Here is a 23,422-nt window from a genome sequence, read left to right as displayed (position 1 = left end):
AATGAAACAGCGTAAAATAAGCTATCGCTTTTGGTGCTTTAAACTTCAAAAAACAGACCTGTAACAGTATTGTGCAGAATTAAAATTTATAGAAAGCTGATAAAATATTAACTTCGGTAAATTTTTGAAAAAAATGAATAAGCTTAACTCGGTTTGTGTGTATTGTGGCTCAAACTTTAATGGCGATATCACATTGCGTAAGGCGATAAAGCAATTGGCCGAAACACTTGTAAAACAGCAGATCAGGTTGATTTATGGTGGTGGCAGTGTTGGCGTGATGGGCGTGTTAGCCAATGATGTATTGGAGTTGGGTGGTTTAGTAACAGGGGTAATTCCTCAGTTTTTAATGGATAAGGAAGTCGGTCACCAGGGTTTAACCGAAATGGTGGTTACCGAAAACATGCACCAGCGAAAACAGAAAATGGCCGATTTGAGCGATGGATTTGTGATCTTACCTGGTGGATTTGGTACACTGGAAGAATTTTTTGAAGTGTTAACCTGGTTACAGCTCGGTTTGCACAATAAACCAATTGGTGTATTAAATGTAAGTGGTTTTTACGATCCCTTATTTGCCCAAATGGACATGATGGTGCAAAGCAAATTTTTAAAACCGGCCAATCGCGATTTAGTTTTCAACGAGGCAGATGCAGAAATATTAATTCATAAAATGGACGGCTTTTCTGCTAGCCCTGATGAAGTTTGGTTTAGGGAAAGAAACTTAAGCTAAAAATTAATTATCAATAACAAGCAATTATCAATTCGCCAACCGCAAAACGCTTGGCGCTAAAAATATATAAAAAATGCAAATCATTACTTCCCACGCAGAATTTGAACAATACCTGGACAAGGAATTAGGCGTTTCTTCATGGCATACCATTACGCAAGAACAGATTAATAAATTCGCTGATGCTACTTTAGATCATCAATGGATACATGTTGATGAAGAGCGGGCACAAAATGAAGGACCTTTTAAAGCAACTATCGCCCATGGTTATTTAACTTTATCATTAATCCCTTACTTATGGAAAGAGATAGTGGATATCCAGAATTTAAAAATGGAGATCAATTACGGGATTGAAAGTTTAAGGTTTGCACAGGCCGTTACCGTAAACAGCAAAGTAAGATTAAAAGCAAAACTGGCTTCTATCATTAACCTTCGGGGCGTAACTAAGGTAAACATGGGTATTGAAATGGAAATCGAAGACCAGAAAAAGCCTGCATTTAGCGGAGAGGTTGTTTTCTTGTATCATTTTATCAGCTAATTATGGCGATGTAGCGGATCGTTTATTTTTAACATTTAAAAAAAGAAAAACAAATTCGCTGATGAAGAATATTTTCAATTTCTTAGGTTTTGCTTTAATTGGTCTGTTTATCTTATCCTGTATGAAAAATAAGGATCAAGATCCTGTTGCCGATTCATTTTTACCCATGCAGGTTGGTAACCTATGGTACATGAATGCTCAATCTTATACCGAAATTCAGGATACCGTTCGGATTAATAAAAAGCTTTTTTATAAGTTTTATTCTTTGATCGGGGGCGATGCAATCAGCACAGTTTATTTAAGAATCGATGAGCAGAATAAATTGATTGAGAGTTATCCCGATAGTCCTTCGAAAACGTATACCAGAGCTGATTTTAATGCAAAAATGGGCGATAAGTTTTTCACTACAGGAGAAAAGGATGAAAATGATAACGAAGTAACGGTGATTCAAAAATCAGATACCGAAATGACTTTCTCATTCGATGCCGTTTATCATCCAAATTTAAAAGGACATCCGCATTCCATAAAATATTTAAAAGGTAAAGGTTTCCCTGGTAACTGGAAAAAATTAATCATTAATGGTGTAGTTTACCAAAATTAATTTTAACGTTTTAATGCTTTTTCGTATTGTTCAATCCACTGTGCAGGCGTAATTTTTCCGGCCAGTTCCGCAATTAAGGCGTACGGAATATCATCAGGCTTTTTAAAACGGACGCAACCTTTGCCCATATCGAGTTTATATTTGCAATGTTTAGGGTATTCTGCCTGAAACCATTCCAGTAAATCGGTAAATGCATATAGGCCCAGGTGGTGCATCACAATAAAATTCTTTTGCGAACCAATATTGATGAAGGGTAAAGCCTGTTCCGGTTTACAGTGGTAACCTGCCGGATAAAGTGTTAACGGAATAATATAACCCAGCATACCATAGGTAATTTTTTCTTCGAAACCTTTGGGTAGGTTTTCTAAAATAGTATCCCTCAGTTTTGAAACGGGTATTTTTCTTTCTTCAGCAATACTGTTTAAATATTCTTCTGGTGTATTAATGGCCATCTGTTTATAAATTTTTATCAAACTTCTTTTTTAATCTGCTCACTATCGATGGATTATCCAATTCTGCTAAACTGCTCAGTTCCAGCTCGAGTGCCTTTGTACTGATCTGGATTTCGATCAGTGAGATAATGAGCGAAATCATAAAAAAGATCAAGCTCAATGCAAAAAGAATTTCGGCAACCGTATTCCACTCCAGGTAAATAAAAAACATACAAAAAAGACAGCTCGCAAAACTGAGCACGCCAAAAGCCTGCATATTTTTAATTAACCTTAACCGGTAACGTAGGTTTTCAATCTGCAGATGAAGCGCAGCATTTTTATCGCCGTCTTCATATTTCGACTTTAAACTTCTTACCAGGCTGGCCAAGGCCAGAAAACGGTTGGTATAAGCCAGCATAATTAAACTGATGGCAGGAAACAATAGTGCCGGAATATTGATGGTTAGTTCCATTTTTAGGATTTACCCAAAAATATCATTTTAAATGGATTTCTTTTATATTAACCGCAAAGGATGCAAAGTTTTCACAAAGAAATTTTTTAGTTAATAATGTGCAAATCCTTATTTTCTTTGCGACTTTTTTCTGCGCACCTGGCGGTTAAACCAGGCGGTAGACCAGAAACCGTTTTGGTCAATACTGTTTTTCTAAAATTAAATTTAAATTGCCACCATGAATATCGAATTCAACAAAAACGAGGATGTAAATAAACAGTTGGTTTACGAACTGAAAACCAGACTCAAAAAAATATATTTGGGTGGCGGTGAAAAGAACGCCGCAAAACAAAAAGAAAAAGGCAAACTGCTGGCCCGCGAGCGGATTGCTTATTTAATTGATAAAGATTCTAATTTTTTAGAAGTAGGGGCCTTTACTGCTGATGGCATGTATGCTGAGCAGGGTGGATGCCCTTCGGCAGGAGTGGTGTGTGGTATAGGTTATGTAAGCGGGAGGCAATGTATGATTGTGGCCAATGATGCCACTGTAAAAGCGGGCGCCTGGTTTCCGATGACCGCAAAAAAGAACCTGCGTGCGCAAGAAATTGCCATGGAAAACCGCTTGCCGGTAATTTACCTGGTAGATAGCGCCGGCGTATACCTGCCCATGCAGGATGAGATATTTCCAGATAAAGAGCATTTCGGGAGGATGTTCCGTAATAATGCCATCATGTCGTCGGAAGGGATTGTGCAAATTTCGGCCATTATGGGCGCTTGTGTTGCGGGAGGAGCTTATTTGCCGATTATGAGCGATGAAGCAATGATTGTGGACAAAACCGGATCGGTATTTTTAGCAGGTTCTTATCTGGTAAAATCGGCCATAGGTGAAGAAGTGGATAATGAAACTTTAGGTGGAGCCACTACGCATTGCGAAATCTCTGGGGTTACCGATTACAAACACCTCAATGATCAGGCCTGTTTAGATAGTATCCGGAATATCATGAGTATGCTGGGGGCTCCCCAAAATGCAGGTTTCGACCGGATTAAACCGGCTAAACCTAAAGAAAAAGAAGAAGAGTTATACGGTATTCTTCCGGAGAACCGCGATAAACCTTACGAAATAATGGATATCATTAACCGTTTGGTTGATGGATCTGAATTTGAAGAATACAAAAAAGGCTACGGACAAAGCATCGTTTGTGGTTTAGGTCGCATTGATGGCTGGGCAGTAGGTATTGTGGCCAACCAGCGTAAAGTAGTGAAATCGAAAAAGGGTGAAATGCAGTTTGGTGGTGTAATTTATTCTGATAGCGCCGATAAAGCTACCCGTTTCATTATGAACTGCAACCAGAAGAAAATCCCGCTGGTTTTTTTACAGGATGTTACCGGTTTTATGGTGGGCAGTCGATCAGAACATGGCGGTATTATTAAAGATGGGGCTAAAATGGTTAATGCCGTTGCCAATTCGGTGGTGCCGAAATTTACAATCGTATTGGGGAATTCTTATGGTGCCGGCAATTATGCGATGTGCGGGAAGGCTTATGATCCAAGATTGATTTATGCCTGGCCAACTGCTAAAATTGCGGTAATGGGCGGTTCGCAGGCAGCAAAAACTTTGCTCCAGATTCAGGAGGCCTCATTAAAAGCCAAAGGCGAGGTAATTACACCAGAAAAAGAAGCCGAACTGTTAAAAGAAATTACCGATAGGTACGATAGCCAAACCACACCTTATTATGCAGCATCAAGGCTTTGGGTAGATGGTATTATCGACCCCTTAGAAACCAGAAAGGTTATTTCGATGGGCATTGAGGCCGCTAATCAATCGCCGATTACAAAGAAATTTAATGTTGGAGTGATACAGACATAGGTATAATGTGCTGTTAGGTATGATCATCTGACTGCTGGTGGGTATATTTTTCACAAACTAAGTATATCTGAGCATTAATAATGGATTACAATATATCATTTTCAAAAATGGATCAATTAGCCCAACAAGCTAACCTAAACAGATGCAAAGTTTCCTTAGCGCAAATGAGAAAGCAAGCGTTAGATCTAAAAAACAAATGTGTATTAGAAATTAAAAAACGACCTATCTAAATAAGGTTTGCTTTAAAAGAAATTTTTCGATGCGCTGTTGGATATTACCATCTAACATTTAATGTTTCATGAATTTTCACCACCTGAGTCACCTTAGTATACCTGAGTTTTGCCTTTGTGCTCTTGGTGGTAAAAGAACAATTAAAAGAATTTAAGTGGCCAAAGCAATTAATGTTATATTTAAAACATGAAAAGTATTTGCCTTTTTCTTGGTCTGATTGTTTTACAAATCAATCTTTTTGCCCAAAGTTCCAAAATTCATCGAGATGCCATTGTAGTTGATACCCATGGAGATATACTTTTCAATCAGATTAAATCGGGTATCGATATCGGTAAGCTTCAGCAGAAGGGAAATTTCGATTTAGTAAGGGCCAGGCAAGGCGGTTTAGATGTTCAGTTTTTCTCTATTTGGTGTGATGAAACGGGTGGGTATGCCGTAGCTAACCGCGAAATAGATTCGCTATATAGTTTAATCAAAAGATATCCCGATAGGATCCAACTGGTTACAACGGCTAGAGATTTAGAATTAGCGGTTAATAAACAAAAATTGGCCGCAATGATTGGGGTGGAAGGTGGACATATGATCGAAAACCGGTTAGCCAATATCGATAGCCTGGCAAAGCGGGGAATGGCCTATCTTACTTTAACCTGGAACAACAGCACATCTTGGTCGAGTTCGGCGGCCGAAGAAAGTTCAGGTAAGGTAAAACCTGAGCAGGCAGGTTTAAACAACTTTGGAAAACAGGTAGTAAAGCGATTGAATAAACTTGGGGTAATGGTCGATTTATCGCATGTAGGTGAAAGAACGTTTTATGATGCCATTAAAGTATCAGCTAAGCCTGTAATAGTATCCCATAGCTGTACTTATGCCATCAATCCGGTTCCGCGAAATTTAAAAGATGATCAGATTAAAGCTGTAGGCAAAAATGGGGGCGTAGTGTGTATTAATTTCTACAGTGGTTTCTTAGATTCTACTTTCAATACCAAACAAAAAGCTTTTTTTGCCAAATATGATGGCGAGCTTAAAACTTTGACGGCTAAATATAGCAGAAGCAATGCCATTGATACCTTAATTTATAACCATCAGGTTGATGCTGATGCTACACGTCCGCCCATATCGCTATTGGTTAAACACATCAATCACGTTGTAAAATTAATTGGTATTGACCATGTGGGGCTGGGTGCAGATTTTGACGGCGCAGAATCTTTTCCTCTGGGCATGAATAGTGTGGCCGATTATCCTAAAATTACAGAAGAACTCATTAAAAACGGATATTCGGAAAGCGATATCAGGAAAATTATGGGCAGAAATGTAGTTCGGTTGATTAGAGAGAATAAAGGTCGGTGATTTTTGGTGCTGTAAAATGTTTCATCTTACCCTTAATTACATCACGAATGTGCACCTGGACTTAATCGCCAAACACCAGGCGCTATCCGCTGCTCCCATGATGTTAATAAGTAAACTATGTTGACAATGTGCACTTGTCAGCAAATATTTAAAGCATTAAATTTGCGCTACGATTAATGAATTTCAAACACACAATATAATGTCACAAGAAAACGAGCACGTTCAGTGTTTAATTATAGGTTCAGGTCCTGCAGGTTATACGGCTGCAATTTATGCTGCCAGAGCTGATTTAAAACCAATTATGTATACTGGTATGCAAGCCGGTGGACAGCTTACACAGACTACAGATGTAGAAAATTTTCCAGGTTATCCACAAGGAATTATGGGACCAGAAATGATGGAAGATTTCCGCAAGCAGGCCGAGCGTTTTGGTACCGATATCCGTTTTGGTTATGTAAGTTCAGTAGATTTTTCTTCAACGCCGCATAAAGTAGTGGTTGACGAAATTAAAACCATTACTGCCGATACCGTAATTATTGCTACCGGGGCGACTGCTAAATGGTTGGGCTTACCAAGTGAGCAACAATACAATGGTTTTGGTGTTTCGGCCTGTGCCGTGTGCGATGGTTTCTTTTTTAAAGGACAGGATGTTGCCATTGTAGGTGCGGGAGATACAGCAGCCGAAGAAGCAACTTATTTAGCAAAACTTTGTAAAACGGTGCACTTATTGGTGCGCAGAGACGAATTCAGAGCTTCTAAAGCCATGGTGAGCCGTGTATTGGCCACACCAAACATTGTGGTGCATTACAATACCGAAACACAAGAGATTTTAGGTAACGGCAAAAATGTAACGGCTGTTAAAGTTTTAAATAACAAAACCGGTGTTGAGTCTGATATCGCAGTAGAAGGTTTCTTCGTGGCTATTGGTCACAAACCGAATACTGATATTTTTAAAGGTCAGTTGGATATGGACGAAACCGGTTATTTAGCGACTAAACCTGGTTCTACTTTAACCAATATCGAAGGTGTTTTTGCCTGTGGCGATGTGCAGGATATGTATTACAGACAAGCGGTAACCGCTGCAGGTTCTGGTTGTATGGCTGCGCTCGATGCAGAAAGATACTTAGCCGCAAAAGAACATGCGGTAGAAGCATAAAAATAATTTCAAAATATTTTGAAGAAGAGAAATCAGTAACGGTTTCTCTTTTTTGTTAAAATCGTCATCTCAACTGGAACACGGTGAAATGCGTCATCTCGACTGGAACACAGTGAAACGGAGAGATCTACAAGTAGAAGTTCTAAGAGATAATTCCCCTTTTTTATTAAAATCGTCATCTCGACTGGAACGCAGTGAAATGGAGAGATCTACCAGTAAGAATTCTAACAGATAATTTCTCTTTTTTTATTAAAATCGTCATCTCGACTGGAACGCAGTGAAATGGAGAGATCTATGAGTAGGAGTTCTAAGAGATGATTTCTCTTTCTTATGATTGATGTTTTTTGGAAAGCAACTGCGGTGGCTCTTTTTATTGTTAGTCCTGCTTTCCGTTACAAGTCCTCGCTACGCTGCGGGCTTTTCACTTCTATCAGGTTTAAATAATTGTTTTCTGCTATTTAAAGTCGAATGGCAGACTGCCTGAAATAATTCTTTTGCACTTTGCAACCCAAAATAGTACCAATGGTTGTGCCACTTAAACCCGATCAAAGCGAGATGCCGATATTTCCATCGGCAGAAGCGGGAGCGGGACTCCCGTCTCCTAATAATGCTGTACCTGATTTTCAAAAAAACGTTATCTCCATTATTAATACGACTATCTGATGATGAAGGACCTGCCCGTAATTAATAAATCGATTTATGATGAAAATCGCTGATATCAAACGTTTGATCCCTATTGTAACAAGAATGTGGGATTTATAATGTCTCCATAATCTCTATCTTGGTTCAAATAATCAAATGAATCTATAAAAACCAAAACACAACATGAACAAAGCATTATCGATTTTTATTGGAGTATTAATCAGCACGAGTGCATTTGCGCAGAGTGATCCTAACCTGGGTATCATACCTGCGCCTGTAGCCATTACCAGGGCAAGCGGAAATTTCGTATTAGATAAAACCACAGTTTTAGTAAATCAAAGCATCGACGGCGCAAAGATGTCTGATTTATTGAATGCTTTTATCGTGACCAAGGCAGGTTTTGCCTTAAGAGAAGCTAAAATTACCCAACCTAACCAAAAGGCTATTATTTTAACATCTGTTGGAGCAGATCAGTTACCGGCCGAAGGTTATACCATTAAAGTTACACCGAAACAAATTGTTTTAACAGGAAAAGGCGCAGGCCTATTTTATGCCGTTCAGTCGGCTATGCAAATGATGCCTGATAAAGTTGCCGATAAAATTACCATTCCTGCCGTTAATATTAACGATTATCCACGTTTTGCTTACCGCGGAACGATGTTGGATGTATGCCGTCATTTCTTCCCGATTTCTTTTATCAAAAAGTATATCGATCAGCTGGCTTATTATAAAATAAATACTTTCCACTGGCATTTAACAGATGATCAGGGCTGGAGACTGGAAATAAAAAAATATCCAAAGCTAATTGAAGTTGGTTCTTCACGTAACGGTTCTATTATTGGTAATTATCCGGGCAATGGCAATTACCTTACACCGGTTAAAGGTTATTATACGCAGGAAGAAGCCAAAGATATTGTTCAATATGCTGCTGCTAAATACATCACCGTTATACCGGAGATTGAATTACCTGGACATGCTTCAGCCGCAATTGCAGCATATCCTGAATTAAGCTGTTTCCCTGATCGCGATACTTTTATCAGCGATAAAACGCCATGGGCGGGCAGCAGAAAAGGAAAGCAAGTACAGCAAACCTGGGGTGTTTTTGATGATATTTTTGTGCCATCTGCAAACACATTCACCATGTTGAATAATATACTTGATGAGGTTATAGCTATTTTCCCATCAAAATACATTCATATTGGTGGCGATGAGGCACCTAAAACCTACTGGAAAGAATCTCCTTTCTGCCAGAACCTGATGAAAGAGAAAGGTTTGAAAGATGAGCACGAATTACAGAGCTATTTCATTCAGACTATTGAAAAACACGTTAATGGAAAAGGAAGATCGATTATTGGTTGGGATGAAATTTTAGAAGGTGGTTTGGCTCCAAATGCAACCGTAATGAGCTGGAGAGGTGAAGACGGTGGAATAGCGGCTGCACAACAAAAACACGATGTGATTATGACACCTGGTTCTATGGGTTTATACATCGACCATAAACAATCTAATTCTCCTGATGAGCCGGTAACCATTGGTGGATTCGCGCCTTATCAAAAGATTTATGCCTACGATCCGATTCCGAAAGTATTAACTGCTGATGAAAGAAAATACATTAAAGGCGTACAGGCCAATATGTGGTCTGAGTATATCAAAACTACGGCAAAAGCAGAAAATCATGCTTTCCCACGTTTACTGGCTTTATCAGAAATTGCCTGGTCGCCGGTTGAGCGTAAAGATTTAAAGAATTTTTCTGAACAACGTTTACCAGCGCATTTAGCGCGCTTAGATAAGATGAATGTGAATTTCTGGGTACCAACACCAATTGGTCAGAGCGATAAACCTTTAACCGGAGGAGAATTTACGATTGATTTAAAAGCACCAATTACCGGAGCTAAAATTTATTATTCGATTGATTTATCACGTCCATCAGAAAATGCATTTTTATACACCTCGCCGGTTAAGATCATCGTTCCACAAGGCGAAAAAAGGGTATTAAAAACCATTGTAATTGCACCAAGCGGTAGAAGAAGTGTAGTTACTGAAACCGTTTTAAATAACGGAGCACCTGAAGTTAAAGCAGAGGCAAAGAAATAAAAATGTTGCTTTAAACGGCTAAAATACTTAATTTGGGGCAACCAAAACGTCCTAAATAAATGAAATTACAAAAATATACATTACAGCATCTCTTGTTAATTACAGGGATGCTGTTTTGTTTTGCATGCACAGAAGAAAAACCGAAAGAAATTAAGACAGAAACGGCAAAAGTGCAGAAAAACCCCTTCCGTTTTTATAAAGATATAGAAGTGAAACCCGGATTAAACTTCGAAATTGTGAGCTGGGGAAAAGGGGTTGACTCTATAGGCGGATATCAGATCCTCATGTCTGATTCTGTTCGCAATAATTATAGGTCTGCTGCGGTAGATCGCAAAGGTATTTTGATCGATGCCTGGAATATGGATTTAGATAATGATGGAAATCCTGAATTGTACATTCAGCTTTTAAGCAAAAAAACAGTTTCGGATTTAAATGTTTTTGAATACTCGGGTGGCAATTTCAATAAAATCAGTTTCCCTTCTTTAAGTACCAGTCAAAAGAAAGGTTATACCGGCAACGATAATTTTTTTATTAAAAACGGAGACCTGTTCCGCTCTTTCCCGGTAAAAGATAGCGCCGATAGCACTAAAACCATTACCAAAACCTATCAGTATAAATTAAGTGGAAATAGTTTTTCTACAAGTGAGGTGAAATAAGACGTAGCGCGTGTGGCGTAAGGCGTAAGGCGAGGAGTTATTCCTGGGAGGACGTCATCCTGAGCTTGATTCAGGATCTATCATGCATTTAAAAAACAATGAGCAACCAAAAGTTTTCAATTATCGATCGCATTAAAAGCTTTAAATATGCCTTTAATGGCCTGAAACTATTTTTCGTTAAGGACCATAACGGCAGGGTTCATCTGTTTGCGGCAATAATAGCCATTGGTTTATCTTTTTATTTAAAGATCTCCGACTTAGAATGGATTGCTATTTTATCTGTTATTTCAGCAGTTATAGTAGCTGAGATTTTAAACGCTGCGATCGAAAAACTAGCCGATGTGGTTTCTCCGGATTATCATCCCAAAATTAAAGTGGTTAAAGATCTGGCGGCGGCTGCAGTTTTGGTGGCTGCGTTTCTGGCGGTAGCTGTGGGGTTTATTGTGTTTTTTCCAAAACTATTTTTGTAATTCGGCCATAGCAGTCCTCGATTCTTCAATCTTATCCTGGATAATGTCATCCCATCGGGCCTGCATTTTATGATTGCTGCCATGCTCAGTTTCTTCATCATAATTACGTTGCATGGTATCAAAGTAATCGCTGATCTGATTGGCCAGCTCAGATATTTGCGCTTTATAGTTCGATACTGAATAGTTCCTGTTTTTCAATACCCTTTCGGCTTCTAAAAGCAAAATATATTGAATATCAGCATGCCCTTGTTCGTGGTGTAAAAGACTGGCCCTGATTTCGGGATCTTTAATTTTATCCCACTTTACCCACGATCTGGTTTTATCGATACTTACATCATTTTTAAGCTTAATGGCTACACGGTTACGGTAAACAGTACTTTCATAACTATATCTCCACGTCATGGCGGTTAAGGCAAAAAATGGTGAGCGCAGATCAGCTTTACCTTTAAAGTGTGTTTCCCAATTCAGCTGAACCGGTTGGGTAAAATCTTGTTTAAAGGCAAAAGTGCATGGCAATGCGAGTAAAAATAATAAAAAAATCAATCGTGTTTTCACCTGTGTAATTTTAGTTTCAACTGTGGTGAAGCGATCATGACTTAGTTATTCCATTGTTAATGGGTAAATCATGACGGTTTCATGTGTTGGTTTTTACAATGAAAAAACCGTGCCTAAAATTACTCTGCAACAGAAATCTGTCCGCTAATGCGCTCAAATTTCTCAATCAGTAGTGAAATTCTTTCCTTTTCGCGTTTGATTACAGCCTTGCGCAATATAGTTGAGCAGAATAGTATCCATGAAAAAGTTAATACAATTGCCGCTACTTTTTGAGGCATGCTCAAGTAGGTTAATATTTCAATGAAATAAAATATAATTCCCAGTGATAATGCAATGGCGTAAAACCAATATAGAGAATTGTAAAGTTTGAAGCGGTTTAATTGATAGGTTTTTAAGTTATTCAGGTATTCGTGCGGATGGGCAGTCGCATCATTTTTCGCAATCAAACGATGGTCGCGATAGAGGATAAGCGTATATACACCAATAGCAACGATGGTAATGCTGATGCCAACATGGGTTGTCCATGATTCGAAATGCATAAAAATCCATAATGCAGCAATAGCGATAAAGGATGCCAGCATTCCTAAAATATTTAAAGCAGATTTTAGCTTTAATCCATTTACTTCTTTCTTCGCTTGTTGCAACATCTCATCAGCAGAAACTTTAACTTCTACCTCGTGCTTTTGCCACAACTCCTGTATTTGATCAAACGCTTGCATACTGGCTATATAGTTCTGTTAATTTTTGTTTAATTCGGTGAATTTTTACCCTTAAATTGCCTTCGCTTATCCCTGATATATCGGCAATTTCGTGGTATGGTAACTCATCAAGTACCATCGTAATGATCAAACGGTCATTTTCTTCGAGCTTCGATATACATTTATAAAGTAGGGCAACCTGTTCATTTTTTTCTGAAAACTCTTCTACCTTATTTTCTATAATGTTATCTGTTAATTCATCTTTTGCCTGTCTTTTTTCTGATCGCAAATAAGTTAAACAGGTATTTACTGCAATTCTGTAAATCCACGTAGAAATTAAAGATTTGTTCCTGAACTTGTCCAGATTTTGCCAAACCTTTAAAAAAGTTTCCTGTAGAAGATCATTTGCAGCGTCGGTATCGCCAGTATAACCATAACATAAATGGAATATTTTTTTGGAATTTGAATCGAAGATCTCTTTAAATAACTTGTCTTTTTGTTCCATTTAGGGGTTTATAGTTGCGTTTTAGATGATGATGCGTGTTTTTTGTTACAGCGGAAATCAAAAATAATATATTTTTTAATGTCACCTGTTATCAAAATTTGTTACACGCCGTAAATATCGTAGTTTTACCAAATTAAGTTGCCACAAACTTTTTATATTCATGAAGAAAAACAAACTCACGCTTTTTATTTTCTTAGCGCTGATTGCGGGTATTGCATTAGGCTATATTTTAAATGTCAATTCAATAAATGTTTATAACCAAAATATACTTACCGCCGATGCGAAAGTAAAAAGTATTGAGGTTCGCATTGCCAAATCGACCGATACCACCAGTATTGGTTATACACAACTTAAAGCTGAACGAAAAGCCAATGCCAAAATCAAAAAAGAGAACGAAGACATCAGGGAGAAAAAATTAGAATATTTTACGCTGCTGAGCGATATTTTTCTTCGCTTAATTAAGATGATTGTTGCCCCATTGGTATTTACAACCTTAGTGGTTGGGGTAGCCAAAGTAGGCGATATTAAAGCAGTCGGCAGAATCGGGGGTAAAACCTTAGGCTGGTTCCTGGCCATGTCGCTGATGTCGCTGGTTTTGGGAATGGTTCTGGTTAATTTGTTTGAACCAGGAAGACACATGAAATTATCATTACCAGATCAACTGGTAAATACGGGGATCCAGAAAGCAGCAATGAGTGTGAAAGATTTTATTGCGCACGTTTTTCCAAAAAGTATTGCCGAATCGATGTCAACCAACGAAATTCTGCAGATTGTGGTATTCTCGCTATTTTTTGGGGTAGCCACTGCAGCCATCGGCGATTTAGGGCAGATTGTGATCAAAGCTTTCGATGCCATTGCGCACGTAATCTTAAAAATGACCGGTTATGTAATGAATTTTGCACCATTGGCCGTTTTTGGGGCAATGACCGCCATCGTGGCCAAACAAGGCTTAAATGTACTAAATACCTATGCTATATTTATTGGTGAATTCTATCTGGGTTTAGCCATACTCTGGGCTGTTTTAATTTTCTTAGGATTTTTAGTATTGAAGAAACGTATTTTCCGCCTGGTAAACGATATGAAAGAGCCAGCACTTTTGGCTTTCAGTACAGCAAGTAGCGAAGCGGCATATCCAAAAACAATGATGCTGTTAGAACGTTTTGGCTGCAAAGATAAAATTGTAAGTTTCGTTTTGCCATTGGGTTATTCCTTCAATCTAGATGGATCGATGATGTACATGACCTTCGCTTCTTTATTTATCGCACAGGCTTATGGTATACACCTGGGTTTCGAACAGCAAATTTCTATGCTTTTAATCCTGATGTTAACCAGTAAGGGGATTGCAGGTGTGCCAAGAGCATCGTTAGTGGTCATTGCAGGTACCATTGCAAGTTTCAATATTCCGGAAGCAGGCCTGGCCTTGTTAATCGGTATCGATCCGTTATTGGATATGGGCCGTTCTGCAACGAATGTGGTAGGAAATAGCATTGCAACGGCAGTAGTAAGTAAGTGGGAAGGGGAGCTTAAGGAGTCCTGAGTCTGGAGTCAATAGTCTTGAGTCTTAATAATCATTTAACAATTCTCTCATTCAATAATTAAATATTCATTCATTAATTCAATATCAAGTGTCAAGTAGAGGAAAAAAAATATTCTTAGCCATTACCATTATCGTTCCGATGATCATTTATTGTTATATCTATTACAAACCGATTATTCAGAATGCACCTTTCCGCAAAGATGATTTTGTGTCGATGCAGTATAGTTATGGCTTAAAAGATACTTTAGAAAACACATATGATTCAAAAACTGGTGTTTATCAGTACGTTAATAATAAGGACTCTGTGGTGACCAAAAAGTTCTTTTTAAAGAGCAACGATGTATTATACATGCATAGAAAGGCAAATGAAATCGGCCTTTGGAATTTTCCAGATACCATTGGTAAAAAAAGTGATAAATCCAGGTTAGTACCGCGCTATGATATTACTTTCAATTATAAAAAGAAATCAAAACATGTAACCATTTATGGCGATTTTGATGGCAATCCAAAATTACTGGATGCAGCTGTTCAAATGAGAAAAATTATTCAGGAAACCTTATTACAGGCAGAAAAGAGAAGCGGGAAGTAGGTAAGGTTAGTCCGAAGTCGGGAGTCCGGGGTTCGAATCCAAATTGTCTGTAAATCAGTTTGGAGTCGATTAATCGAAGGGCGATTAACCAATCAACAATGAACTAGGAAAGACTTTAATAAAGCGCTAAATGTTAGCGTTTTGTTAAAGTCTTTTTCTTTTAGGATGTTTTCGTATATTTACGATATATTCGTAATAATGGAAAAGTTAACATTACAGGAAGAAGAAGCGATGCTCGCCGTTTGGCAGATAGGTAAGGGGTTTATCAAAGATTTTATGGATGTACTTCCAGATCCGAAACCGCCATACACTACACTGGCCTCTACCATCAAAAATTTAGAACGGAAAGGCTATCTGGTAAGCGAGCGTTTTGCAAATGCGAACCGCTACAGTGCCAAGGTGAAGGAAGTGGAATATAAAAAGCGCTTTATGAGTGGTTTTGTAAATAATTATTTCCAGAGCTCTTATAAAGAACTGGTTGCTTTTTTTGCAAAGGATAAAAAAATCAGTGCGGAGGAACTTAAAGAGATTATAAATTTAATTGAGAACCCTGAAAAGTAAATGCCATGCCACATTTCTTTATCATTCTATTGAAAATTAATTTGGTTCTGATTTTGTTTTCAGCAACCTATTACCTGGTGTTGCGCAGGCTAACTTTCTATTCCATCAACAGGGTATTTCTGCTGTTTGGGATCATTTTTTCTTCAGCCTATCCCTTTATTAACCTGACCGCGTTTTTTGCTGCTCAGAAAGCTGTACCTGCCTTCGTTCCGCAATTCAATCAGCAGGTTAGTCAATTGGTGCAACAAAATGCCGTTTCGATATTTTGGCAAGGTTTAACTGTTCTTTTTTATATTGGCGTTATAGTAATGGGCATGAGGTTACTGGTGCAGTTTATGTCACTTTATAGGATGCATAAAAAATCTTCGCCAGAGCAATTAAACAACTATCATGTGCGGATTTTAAATGATGAGGTAAGCCCGTTTAGCTTTTGGCAAACCATTTATATCAATCCGCTTTTACATAAAAAACAAGATTTAAGCAATATTCTCGAGCACGAACGTGTGCATGTAGAAGAATGGCACACTTTTGATATCATTTTGGCTGAAATTTGTGTGGTTTTCTACTGGTTTAATCCAGGGGTTTGGTTAATGAAAAAAGCCGTAAGGGAAAACATTGAATTTATTACCGACGCTAAAATTTTAAGGAAAGGGATTGATAAAAAAGCTTACCAATACAGTTTATTAGATGTAGGAACCTTGCAGCCATCTGTCGCTATCGTGAACAATTTTAACCTGTCTGACCTTAGAAAACGGATTAAGATGATGAATGCGAAACGTTCTTCAAAAGTAAACCTCACCCGGTATTTATTTGTGTTGCCTGTATTGCTTTGTATTACACTCGCTTTTACCATCGATAAGAAGGACGTAAAGAAAAGCCTGGCACCCTTAACAAAAATAGTCAACGATGTTTTGCCCGATAAAGTTGCTGCAGTTCGTTTACAGCCGAAAACGGTTTTAAAGCCTAAAGCAAAAAAGAGCATACTTATTGATACATTAAAAAGACCGGATACAATCACTAAAATGACTTTTATTTTTAAAAGTATAGTCGATGGTGCAGATTCTTCCCGAAAATCAGTAGAAGATGTTTTGAAGGGCTTGGGTAATAAAGTGAAAATGATGAGCTTTAAAACAGATGGAGATTTTAAAGGCCAAACCTTTGTACAACATTTTAATTTTACCGATACGATAAATCCAGACCATAAAATTGTTAATATAAAGATTGTATCTAAAAAAGACGGTGGTTTCGAGACCTTGCCAATGCCCCCGAAAAGTGGTGTTGGTATGTTTTACCTTTTAAAATCAACAGCCAAAATATCAGATGTTAAAGATGGAAATCAGCATGTAACAGGCAATGGAACTGTGGTTAATGAAACTACTACCTATTTTTTAAATGGTAATAAAATTTCAAAAGAGGAACTTGATAAACTGAATTTAAACAAGATTTCTGATCTCAAAGTTGACCGGAATAATCAGGCTATTCAGATTAGTATGAAGCCGTAATCGTTTTGAAATAATTAAATTCAAAAAAAAGTCGTCATTGCGAGAAGGCTTTTTCAGCCGACAGCCTGTCCCGACCTTTCGGGGAAGCAATCTGAACGCGATGAATCTCATCTTGGTAAGATCGGTCGTCATTCCCGCGCATGCGGAAATCGTAATGCTATACGCTTTAAGATTCCCAATCAGGTTGGGAATGACGAACCGCCTATATCTACGCATACTACAACAAAAATTGTCATTGACGAAAACATTAATTTAAAAGTTAAATGTCGCTTTAAGCATAGCCACTCTGCCTGGTATGTTATATGTTCCGGTGGTAAGTGAATTTGCTGAAAGGTAAATTGCATCAAACCTTTTGATGTTGGCCAGATTGGTTATCCCAAATTCTAAGTCCGTTTTCATTTTGAGGTATTTGTACTTAATATTCATATCTGCAAAAAGATATTTCAGGTTCGGCTGTGTAGACTGATGTGTGAATAAATGCTCCGCCGATAAATTTAAATACACATTTCTAACCGTGGTAATGGCCAGGGTAGATTGCTGTCTAAGCTGTTGAAAATTTGTTTTTATCGCATTGGCAACTTTGGCTTTATTATCGGTTACCGCGAAATTGGCAAGGTAGGACCAATTGATAAAGCTGGCAAGTTTTGCTTCAATACCTACCTTATAAGAAATAGTCTGTGCATTAAATGCAAATAGTTCGTTATTCTGCAGTTGATCGTATCTACTCTGCGAAAAACTTAACCCTGCACTCACCGTGCTTCGCAGATCAAAAAGATATTTGCTTGCATTTGCACTGAATGAGAGTGTACGGATGTGGTTGCTTAGCGGCAGCACAACCCTTTGCTGGATATTGTTGCTTAAACTGTACGAAGAAATGGTGTTCAACTCTGCATCGCTGTAGTTAGCCGTTAAATTGATGAATAACATTTGCATCGCTTTTCTAAAGTTAAAGCCGGCCCCAACGTTGTGTGTTTTCGATTCCGAAATCGGTGCATTGTTGGCGAAAAGCGAACGGTAATTTTTTAGTACAGTACCCCGATAAACGTCGTCAATTCCGCCCAGGTCGTTCCGAAAGGCATAATTTGCCGTCACATAATTTTCAGTGCTCGTTTGATACTTTACATTAAGCGAAGGGTTTAAGAATAATTTATGCAGGCTTTTATCCAGTTGGTTTAACTCGTCGCTATAGTTAATTTGATTGTAGCTTAAGGGTAAACTCAGTCCTGCTTTTAATTTGTCGTTTGTAAATTCATAGGTCGCGTCCGCGTAGAGCTTTGTTTTAAGCCAGTCGAGATCATTTACCGCATTAGCCGAAAGTTCTGTTTGCTGGTTGTTTTGTATACGGTAAAGCTCTGAATTGAGCTGCTGCTGCTGTATATTAAAACCTGCCTTATAGGTTTGCACGAAATTGTTTTTCACAAAGGCAAACGACGCATAATTATTGGTGTACCAAGTTGGTATTTTGATGTACTGGCTTAAACCAAGATAACTGTTTCCGTTGTTTAAGATATCGGCATTGAGACCCGGTGTAATGTTTAATGTTTCAGGCTGCGTTGTCCGGTTTAAATAGGAGTAGAGGTTAATTACATCTTCCGACTTTAATTTTTTACGGTAATTAAATTCATTAGAAATATCGAGGGTTTCCTGACGAAGTACCTGATTAGCTGCAAGATTATTAATGACAAAGCCAGAAGCGCTTTTGTAAGGCGCATAATCCAATACAAAGTTGTTATTCAGATAATATTTGTCTGCATTTCCATTCAGGTTAAATTGGGTGCGGAGTTTTTGCGGATTGATAACATTGTTCTGCGATTCTGAATAACTAATGGTTTGACCAGAAAGATAGGTTTCTGAAAACTTATTGTATTGCTGGTCGCGCTGATCGTACAGATAGGAAAGGTTTGCCCTTAGTTGCAAGTCTTGATTAAACTTGTATAAATTGTTTAAATTAATCAATCCGGCTTTATTAAAAAGATACCTGCTTTGTGGTAAGGACGGTACGCCTGCAGCGCCTGTAGATAAAAGTCCGCTTGGTTTATCATTGTCGAGGCGTTTTAAATAATCCGATAAATTGTGTGAGGTAAGGTCGATCCCCGGATCGTTACCAATGTTATTGCCTTTAATGTTATTGATGAACTTCAGCTTTTTATTAAATAACATCGCTGTGAGGTTTTCGTCAAAGCGGTTGGGCATTCCGGCGCCAACGGTTGCATCGCCCATTACCTTCAGTTTAGCATCGTCTTTAATCACCAGGTTCAAGGCAACATCATCACTCATGTTGTTTTTGCGCATCATTTTAATGGGCTGGTCATTCTGGATAACCTGTACCTTATCTACAGCACTTTGTGGGATACTTTTGGTGCCGATGTTATACTTGTCATCTAAAAGATTATCGCCATCTACATAGAGATTAGAAATCGATTTCCCATTATAACTGATCTTTCCATTTTCTGCAACTTCGATTCCCGGCATTTTTTTCAAAACATCGCCAATGCTCCGGTCTTGTTTGTCGGCAAAATCAGATGGCCGGTAATTTAAAGTATCGCCATTTGCCGTTAATGATGGCCGGTTTTTTACCGTTACGGTTTCTAATGTGGTTTCACTGTGTTGCAAAACCAGGTCATAACTTTTGTTTACATCTGTCACAACGGTGCTCAGTTTTTTATAACCAATGCTTGAGGCTTCAATTTTATAACCTGCAATCTGATCATTTTTTAAAGGAATATTAAATTCTCCGTTACGGTTGGTTCTGGTAAAATTTATAATATTCCCTTCAGCATCTTTTAGACTGACATTAACTGATTCAATTGCCTTGCCATTATGATCTTTAACCAAACCCTTGATCGGTTTTTGAGCCAAAGCCGAAAAAGCGGTGAGCAAAAACAGTAACATTATCGCATAGTTTCTCATTTTTTCTCTGGAATTTCGATTGGGTTGTTGATCTCGGCTTTGCTTATGGTTGCGCTTCCCGCCGGACGTGGAGCGGGGTTAGCCCTAAACGAACCTTGCATACCGCTTGCGGCCATTTGGGCCTGCATAAATCCCTGTGGATCTTTATCTCTTGCTGCTTTGAGCTTGTCTAATTCTTTTCTGGTGGTTTTGATGGCGTCTGCGGGTAATTTAATCTCTGATCCAAGGTAAGAGGTGCTTACATCTATTCCGACCATTTTGACTACCCCTGTACTGTTGGGCATTACAATTTTGCCATCCTCACCCGAGTTTGCCTGGCTGGCATCTTCTTTTACGTTTTCAAGACCAGCAAATGTAAATTTTACCTCTTTTTTCTCATCATAAGCTTCCACAATCAAACCAGGCAATCCATTTAATTTCCACGGACCGCTTTGAAAAGGTATTTCTGTAGCAAACCAGGCTATCCAGTTTCTGCCTTTAAAGTTTGTGGTTGCTTTCTGGCAGGCTATACCCGAAAAACTCATGGTATCTTTTAAAATTTTCCAATCGATTTGTGGCGCAGTTTCTTCAACAAGGTAATTGTTAAATAAGCGCTCTTTGGTAATCATTTTATGCTCATCGGCAAAAAAGAAATAATCTACCTGCGTTAGCGGAGCTTTCATTTCACTTTTGATCTCAATTTTCATGTTGCTGTTACCCGTTTGGTTTTTCATCTGTTCCTGTATCTGCTTTTGGGTATTTAAGGCCTGGTTCAGCTTATCATAACTGGTATACACAGAAGCATTTTTGCCGGTTACAAGCAACATATTCTCCGTACGGGGCTTGTCTCTTTGCGTTGTATCTGCAATGTGCGTAAACGTATATCTTACTCTTGCCAGGGCCTTATCAGGGTTTTGGGCTTTTGCCGAAAGGGTTAAGGCACTTGCTAAACAGATGGTTAGGGTTAGTTTCATGAGTTTTGTTTTTAAGTTTTCTATTTAATATTCGTAAATCTACGAAATATTCGTAATAAGAAAAGCGCTTTAACATTTTTTAACGAAGAGAAGATAAGGGGGTGGAGGAGGTGAAATGGAAGATGTAAAATGGAGGATGTGAAATGGAAAATGGGAAATGTGAAACGGAAGATGTAAAATGGAAGATGGGTGACGGAGTTTGATTAGGACATTCTATTGGTTAGTTCGTAATGCGATGCATATAGCAAAGTATGGCTTGAAAAACTGAATTCTGTGAACTAAACCTGATGGTAATGAAAAGCCCGCAGTGTAACGAGGACTTGTAATGAACAGCAGGACTGCAGTAACCGATGGATAGCCTAAATTGCTTTTCAAAAAAAAACGATACGTATCTTTATACAAGTGCAGGATACTCGCAAATTTTTGGTTATGATTTGGAAATGAACGGGTGGTGGTTTTGGCGGCCTTCAGTCCTGCCATTCGCTATAGCTCCGATAGAAAAAATCGGAGGCTGTCGCTGCTGTCAGGTTTAAGAACAAAGGGTTCTGCACCTGGCAAGCCCGAAAATGAAATAGATGATGCTTTTCTAAAAAATGCAATTAAAATAGTTGTTCAATTGATCTCTAAATCCTCCCAATCCTGATCCGGTATGATTTAAGTGAAAAATATTGATATGTCATCCTTAGCGGAGTCGAAGGAGCTGTGGCGGAACTTGTACAGGTCATTTCATTGGTTGTTGTCTCACCGATCGAAACCCAGAGAAGAGTATACTCGCAAATTTTTAATTATGATTTGGAAATGAGCGGGTGGTAGCCTTTGGTGGGCTTTAGTCCTGCCATTCGCTATAGCTCCGATAGAAAAAATCGGAGGCTGTCGCTGCTGTCAGGTTTAAGAACGAAGGGTTCTGCACCTGGCAAGCCCGAAAATGAAATGGCCGATCCTTTTCTAAAAAATGCAATTAAAATAGTTGTTCAATCGATCTTGAAATCCTTAAATCCTCCCAATCCTGATCCGGTATGATTTTAGTGAAAAATATTTTCGATATGTATTTGTGTGTTAATTGAATTTGTTCTATATTTGCACCTCGTTAAATAAAAATTAAAAAACTAATATTTAAACAATGTACGCAATAGTAAATATAGCAGGGCAGCAATTTAAAGTTGCTAAAGACCAGCACCTTTTTGTACACAGATTACAAGGAGATGAAGGCGCTAGTATTGAATTTGATAATGTATTGTTGGTTGACAACGGTGGTGCAATTACTGTAGGTGCTCCTGCAGTTAAAGGTGCTAAAGTTTCAGCTAAGATCGTATCTCATTTAAAAGGTGATAAAGTAATTATTTTCCACAAAAAACGTAGAAAAGGTTACAAAAAGAAAAATGGTCACCGCCAGTTTTTCACTAAGATTCAGATCTCTGACATCACTCTATAATTAATTGTTAACCCAATAATTCGCTTTTTAGCGAGTTACAAAATATAAAATCATGGCACACAAAAAAGGAGCCGGTAGTTCGAAAAACGGACGTGAATCGCATAGTAAGCGTTTAGGTATTAAAATTTTCGGTGGGCAATTAGCTATCGCTGGAAACATTTTAGTACGTCAACGTGGAACAAAACACCACCCTGATAAAGGTGTTGGTATTGGTAGAGACCACACTTTATTTGCTTTAGTTGATGGTACTGTAATTTTCAGAAAGAAACAAGATAACAAATCTTACGTTTCTATCCTTCCTATCACTGAAGCTGAAATCGAAGCAGCAGTAGCTAAAGCACCAGTGGCTAAAAAAGCGGTTGCAAAGAAAGAAGTTGTAGCTGAAGAAGCTGCTCCGGCAAAAAAAGCTCCAGCTAAAAAAGCAGCTAAAAAACACGAAACTACTGAAGAAGCTGCACCTGCAGAATAATTAGTAACGAACTTATAAATGAAAAGTCCTGATGAAAATCGGGACTTTTTTTGTTTTGATGTGGTTCAATGGTTCATTAGTCATTCGTTCATTAGTCATTCGTTCATTGGTCAAACCGGTTAATTGGCGCTAAATGCCAAGCGCTTGAGGAGATCGATACCCGACTCCAAACCCGAAACTCCCAACTTCAGTCTGGTTAGTTCCAAACGCGAAGGTCGTCATTGCGAAACCGCTCCTTAATTGGATGAAATAATCTTACACTGATTGCACAACCTTAATTTTCTTAACTTCTTAATGGTTAAAATAAAGTTCGTAATAAATTGGTTCATTGATTTCAAACACCTCCCAAACTATCTAGCAACCCCTCGACTCCGCTCAGGCTTGTAAAGGTTTAGTAATTCGGTAACAGATTTGATTTTAGATTAGTATTAATTTATTATTTTTTTTGATTTTCATTTTTAGCCATTTCAATGGGTGTTATTCCTCCTATTCCTTGATGAGGT

The 23,422-nt window shown here is 38.3% G+C and carries 22 protein-coding genes; 15 read left to right on the top strand and 7 right to left on the bottom strand.

The window, feature by feature from the left end:
• Nucleotides 1-133 precede the first annotated feature (133 nt).
• From AC07YT_RS22585 to AC07YT_RS22575, 3 genes are all read left to right on the top strand, one after another.
• Nucleotides 134-727, top strand: coding sequence for an LOG family protein (locus AC07YT_RS22585; protein WP_086546654.1), 594 nt, complete (start codon nt 134-136; stop codon nt 725-727).
• 73 nt (nt 728-800) lie between these two features.
• Complete coding sequence (locus AC07YT_RS22580; protein ID WP_086546653.1) at nt 801-1,262, top strand: MaoC family dehydratase; 462 nt, start codon at nt 801-803, stop codon at nt 1,260-1,262.
• Between the two features lie 61 nt (nt 1,263-1,323).
• Nucleotides 1,324-1,863 carry a hypothetical protein gene (locus tag AC07YT_RS22575; protein ID WP_145954249.1) on the top strand — a complete coding sequence of 180 codons (540 nt, stop codon included), beginning with the start codon at nt 1,324-1,326 and terminating at the stop codon, nt 1,861-1,863.
• 2 nt (nt 1,864-1,865) lie between these two features.
• Here AC07YT_RS22575 and AC07YT_RS22570 read toward each other — a convergent pair whose 3' ends face one another.
• Together AC07YT_RS22570 and AC07YT_RS22565 are read right to left on the bottom strand one after the other, a co-directional pair.
• The gene (locus AC07YT_RS22570) at nt 1,866-2,336 is read right to left on the bottom strand and encodes a DUF1801 domain-containing protein (protein WP_494945540.1); all 471 of its coding nucleotides are present in this window, start codon (nt 2,334-2,336) and stop codon (nt 1,866-1,868) included.
• The gene (locus AC07YT_RS22565; RefSeq protein ID WP_086546651.1) at nt 2,320-2,766 is read right to left on the bottom strand and encodes a DUF2721 domain-containing protein; all 447 of its coding nucleotides are present in this window, start codon (nt 2,764-2,766) and stop codon (nt 2,320-2,322) included. The genes AC07YT_RS22570 and AC07YT_RS22565 overlap by 17 nt, the downstream gene beginning before the upstream one ends.
• A 217-nt stretch (nt 2,767-2,983) precedes the next feature.
• On the opposite strand from AC07YT_RS22565, the gene AC07YT_RS22560 reads away from it, so the two are divergent.
• From AC07YT_RS22560 to AC07YT_RS22535, 6 genes are all read left to right on the top strand, one after another.
• Entirely contained in the window at nt 2,984-4,612 is a 1,629-nt protein-coding gene (locus AC07YT_RS22560; RefSeq protein WP_086546650.1) for an acyl-CoA carboxylase subunit beta, read from the top strand.
• Nucleotides 4,613-5,029: 417 nt separating this feature from the next.
• Nucleotides 5,030-6,190: a dipeptidase gene (locus AC07YT_RS22555; RefSeq protein WP_086546649.1), complete on the top strand. Its 1,161-nt coding sequence runs from the start codon at nt 5,030-5,032 to the stop codon at nt 6,188-6,190.
• A gap of 199 nt (nt 6,191-6,389) precedes the next feature.
• Nucleotides 6,390-7,346: a thioredoxin-disulfide reductase gene (gene trxB / locus AC07YT_RS22550; protein ID WP_086546648.1), complete on the top strand. Its 957-nt coding sequence runs from the start codon at nt 6,390-6,392 to the stop codon at nt 7,344-7,346.
• A gap of 825 nt (nt 7,347-8,171) precedes the next feature.
• Entirely contained in the window at nt 8,172-10,082 is a 1,911-nt protein-coding gene (locus AC07YT_RS22545) for a beta-N-acetylhexosaminidase (protein WP_086546647.1), read from the top strand.
• Between the two features lie 59 nt (nt 10,083-10,141).
• Nucleotides 10,142-10,738, top strand: a complete 597-nt coding sequence (locus tag AC07YT_RS22540; protein ID WP_086546646.1) for a hypothetical protein — start codon at nt 10,142-10,144, stop codon at nt 10,736-10,738.
• A gap of 98 nt (nt 10,739-10,836) precedes the next feature.
• Nucleotides 10,837-11,208 (top strand): diacylglycerol kinase family protein, encoded by a 372-nt coding sequence (locus AC07YT_RS22535; RefSeq protein ID WP_086546645.1) that lies wholly within the window; start codon nt 10,837-10,839, stop codon nt 11,206-11,208.
• On the opposite strand, the gene AC07YT_RS22530 is transcribed toward AC07YT_RS22535, so the two are convergent.
• From AC07YT_RS22530 to AC07YT_RS22520, 3 genes are all read right to left on the bottom strand, one after another.
• Nucleotides 11,197-11,763: a DUF922 domain-containing protein gene (locus tag AC07YT_RS22530; protein WP_145954248.1), complete on the bottom strand. Its 567-nt coding sequence runs from the start codon at nt 11,761-11,763 to the stop codon at nt 11,197-11,199. The genes AC07YT_RS22535 and AC07YT_RS22530 overlap by 12 nt on opposite strands.
• A gap of 119 nt (nt 11,764-11,882) precedes the next feature.
• A complete protein-coding gene (locus AC07YT_RS22525; protein WP_086546643.1) occupies nt 11,883-12,482 on the bottom strand; it encodes a hypothetical protein in 600 nt (199 codons plus the stop codon).
• The gene (locus AC07YT_RS22520; protein WP_086546642.1) at nt 12,469-12,966 is read right to left on the bottom strand and encodes an RNA polymerase sigma factor; all 498 of its coding nucleotides are present in this window, start codon (nt 12,964-12,966) and stop codon (nt 12,469-12,471) included. Before AC07YT_RS22520 ends, AC07YT_RS22525 begins: the two co-directional genes overlap by 14 nt.
• Before the next feature lie 160 nt (nt 12,967-13,126).
• On the opposite strand from AC07YT_RS22520, the gene AC07YT_RS22515 reads away from it, so the two are divergent.
• The 4 genes from AC07YT_RS22515 to AC07YT_RS22500 all read left to right on the top strand — a co-directional run bounded on the left by AC07YT_RS22515 (nt 13,127) and on the right by AC07YT_RS22500 (nt 17,155).
• Nucleotides 13,127-14,503, top strand: coding sequence for a dicarboxylate/amino acid:cation symporter (locus AC07YT_RS22515; RefSeq protein WP_086546641.1), 1,377 nt, complete (start codon nt 13,127-13,129; stop codon nt 14,501-14,503).
• Between the two features lie 88 nt (nt 14,504-14,591).
• The gene (locus AC07YT_RS22510) at nt 14,592-15,092 is read left to right on the top strand and encodes a hypothetical protein (RefSeq protein ID WP_086546640.1); all 501 of its coding nucleotides are present in this window, start codon (nt 14,592-14,594) and stop codon (nt 15,090-15,092) included.
• A 198-nt stretch (nt 15,093-15,290) separates the two neighbouring features.
• Entirely contained in the window at nt 15,291-15,653 is a 363-nt protein-coding gene (locus tag AC07YT_RS22505; RefSeq protein ID WP_057935055.1) for a BlaI/MecI/CopY family transcriptional regulator, read from the top strand.
• A gap of 5 nt (nt 15,654-15,658) precedes the next feature.
• On the top strand, nt 15,659-17,155 hold the full coding sequence (locus AC07YT_RS22500; RefSeq protein ID WP_086546639.1) for a M56 family metallopeptidase: 1,497 nt from the start codon (nt 15,659-15,661) through the stop codon (nt 17,153-17,155).
• A 252-nt stretch (nt 17,156-17,407) separates the two neighbouring features.
• Here the strand turns inward: AC07YT_RS22500 and AC07YT_RS22495 are convergent, their stop codons facing one another.
• A complete protein-coding gene (locus AC07YT_RS22495) occupies nt 17,408-20,065 on the bottom strand; it encodes a TonB-dependent receptor (RefSeq protein ID WP_086546638.1) in 2,658 nt (885 codons plus the stop codon).
• Nucleotides 20,062-21,018: a GLPGLI family protein gene (locus AC07YT_RS22490; protein WP_086546637.1), complete on the bottom strand. Its 957-nt coding sequence runs from the start codon at nt 21,016-21,018 to the stop codon at nt 20,062-20,064. Before AC07YT_RS22490 ends, AC07YT_RS22495 begins: the two co-directional genes overlap by 4 nt.
• A gap of 1,120 nt (nt 21,019-22,138) precedes the next feature.
• On the opposite strand from AC07YT_RS22490, the gene rplU reads away from it, so the two are divergent.
• Nucleotides 22,139-22,450, top strand: coding sequence for a 50S ribosomal protein L21 (rplU, locus tag AC07YT_RS22485; RefSeq protein WP_025146774.1), 312 nt, complete (start codon nt 22,139-22,141; stop codon nt 22,448-22,450).
• A 52-nt stretch (nt 22,451-22,502) separates the two neighbouring features.
• On the top strand, nt 22,503-22,919 hold the full coding sequence (gene rpmA / locus AC07YT_RS22480) for a 50S ribosomal protein L27 (protein WP_494945539.1): 417 nt from the start codon (nt 22,503-22,505) through the stop codon (nt 22,917-22,919).
• The last annotated feature ends 503 nt before the right edge of the window (nt 22,920-23,422 follow it).

The sequence above is a fragment of the Pedobacter sp. GW460-11-11-14-TSB4 genome (genome assembly GCF_059423705.1).
This window is presented reverse-complemented; position numbering and strand designations above follow the sequence as displayed.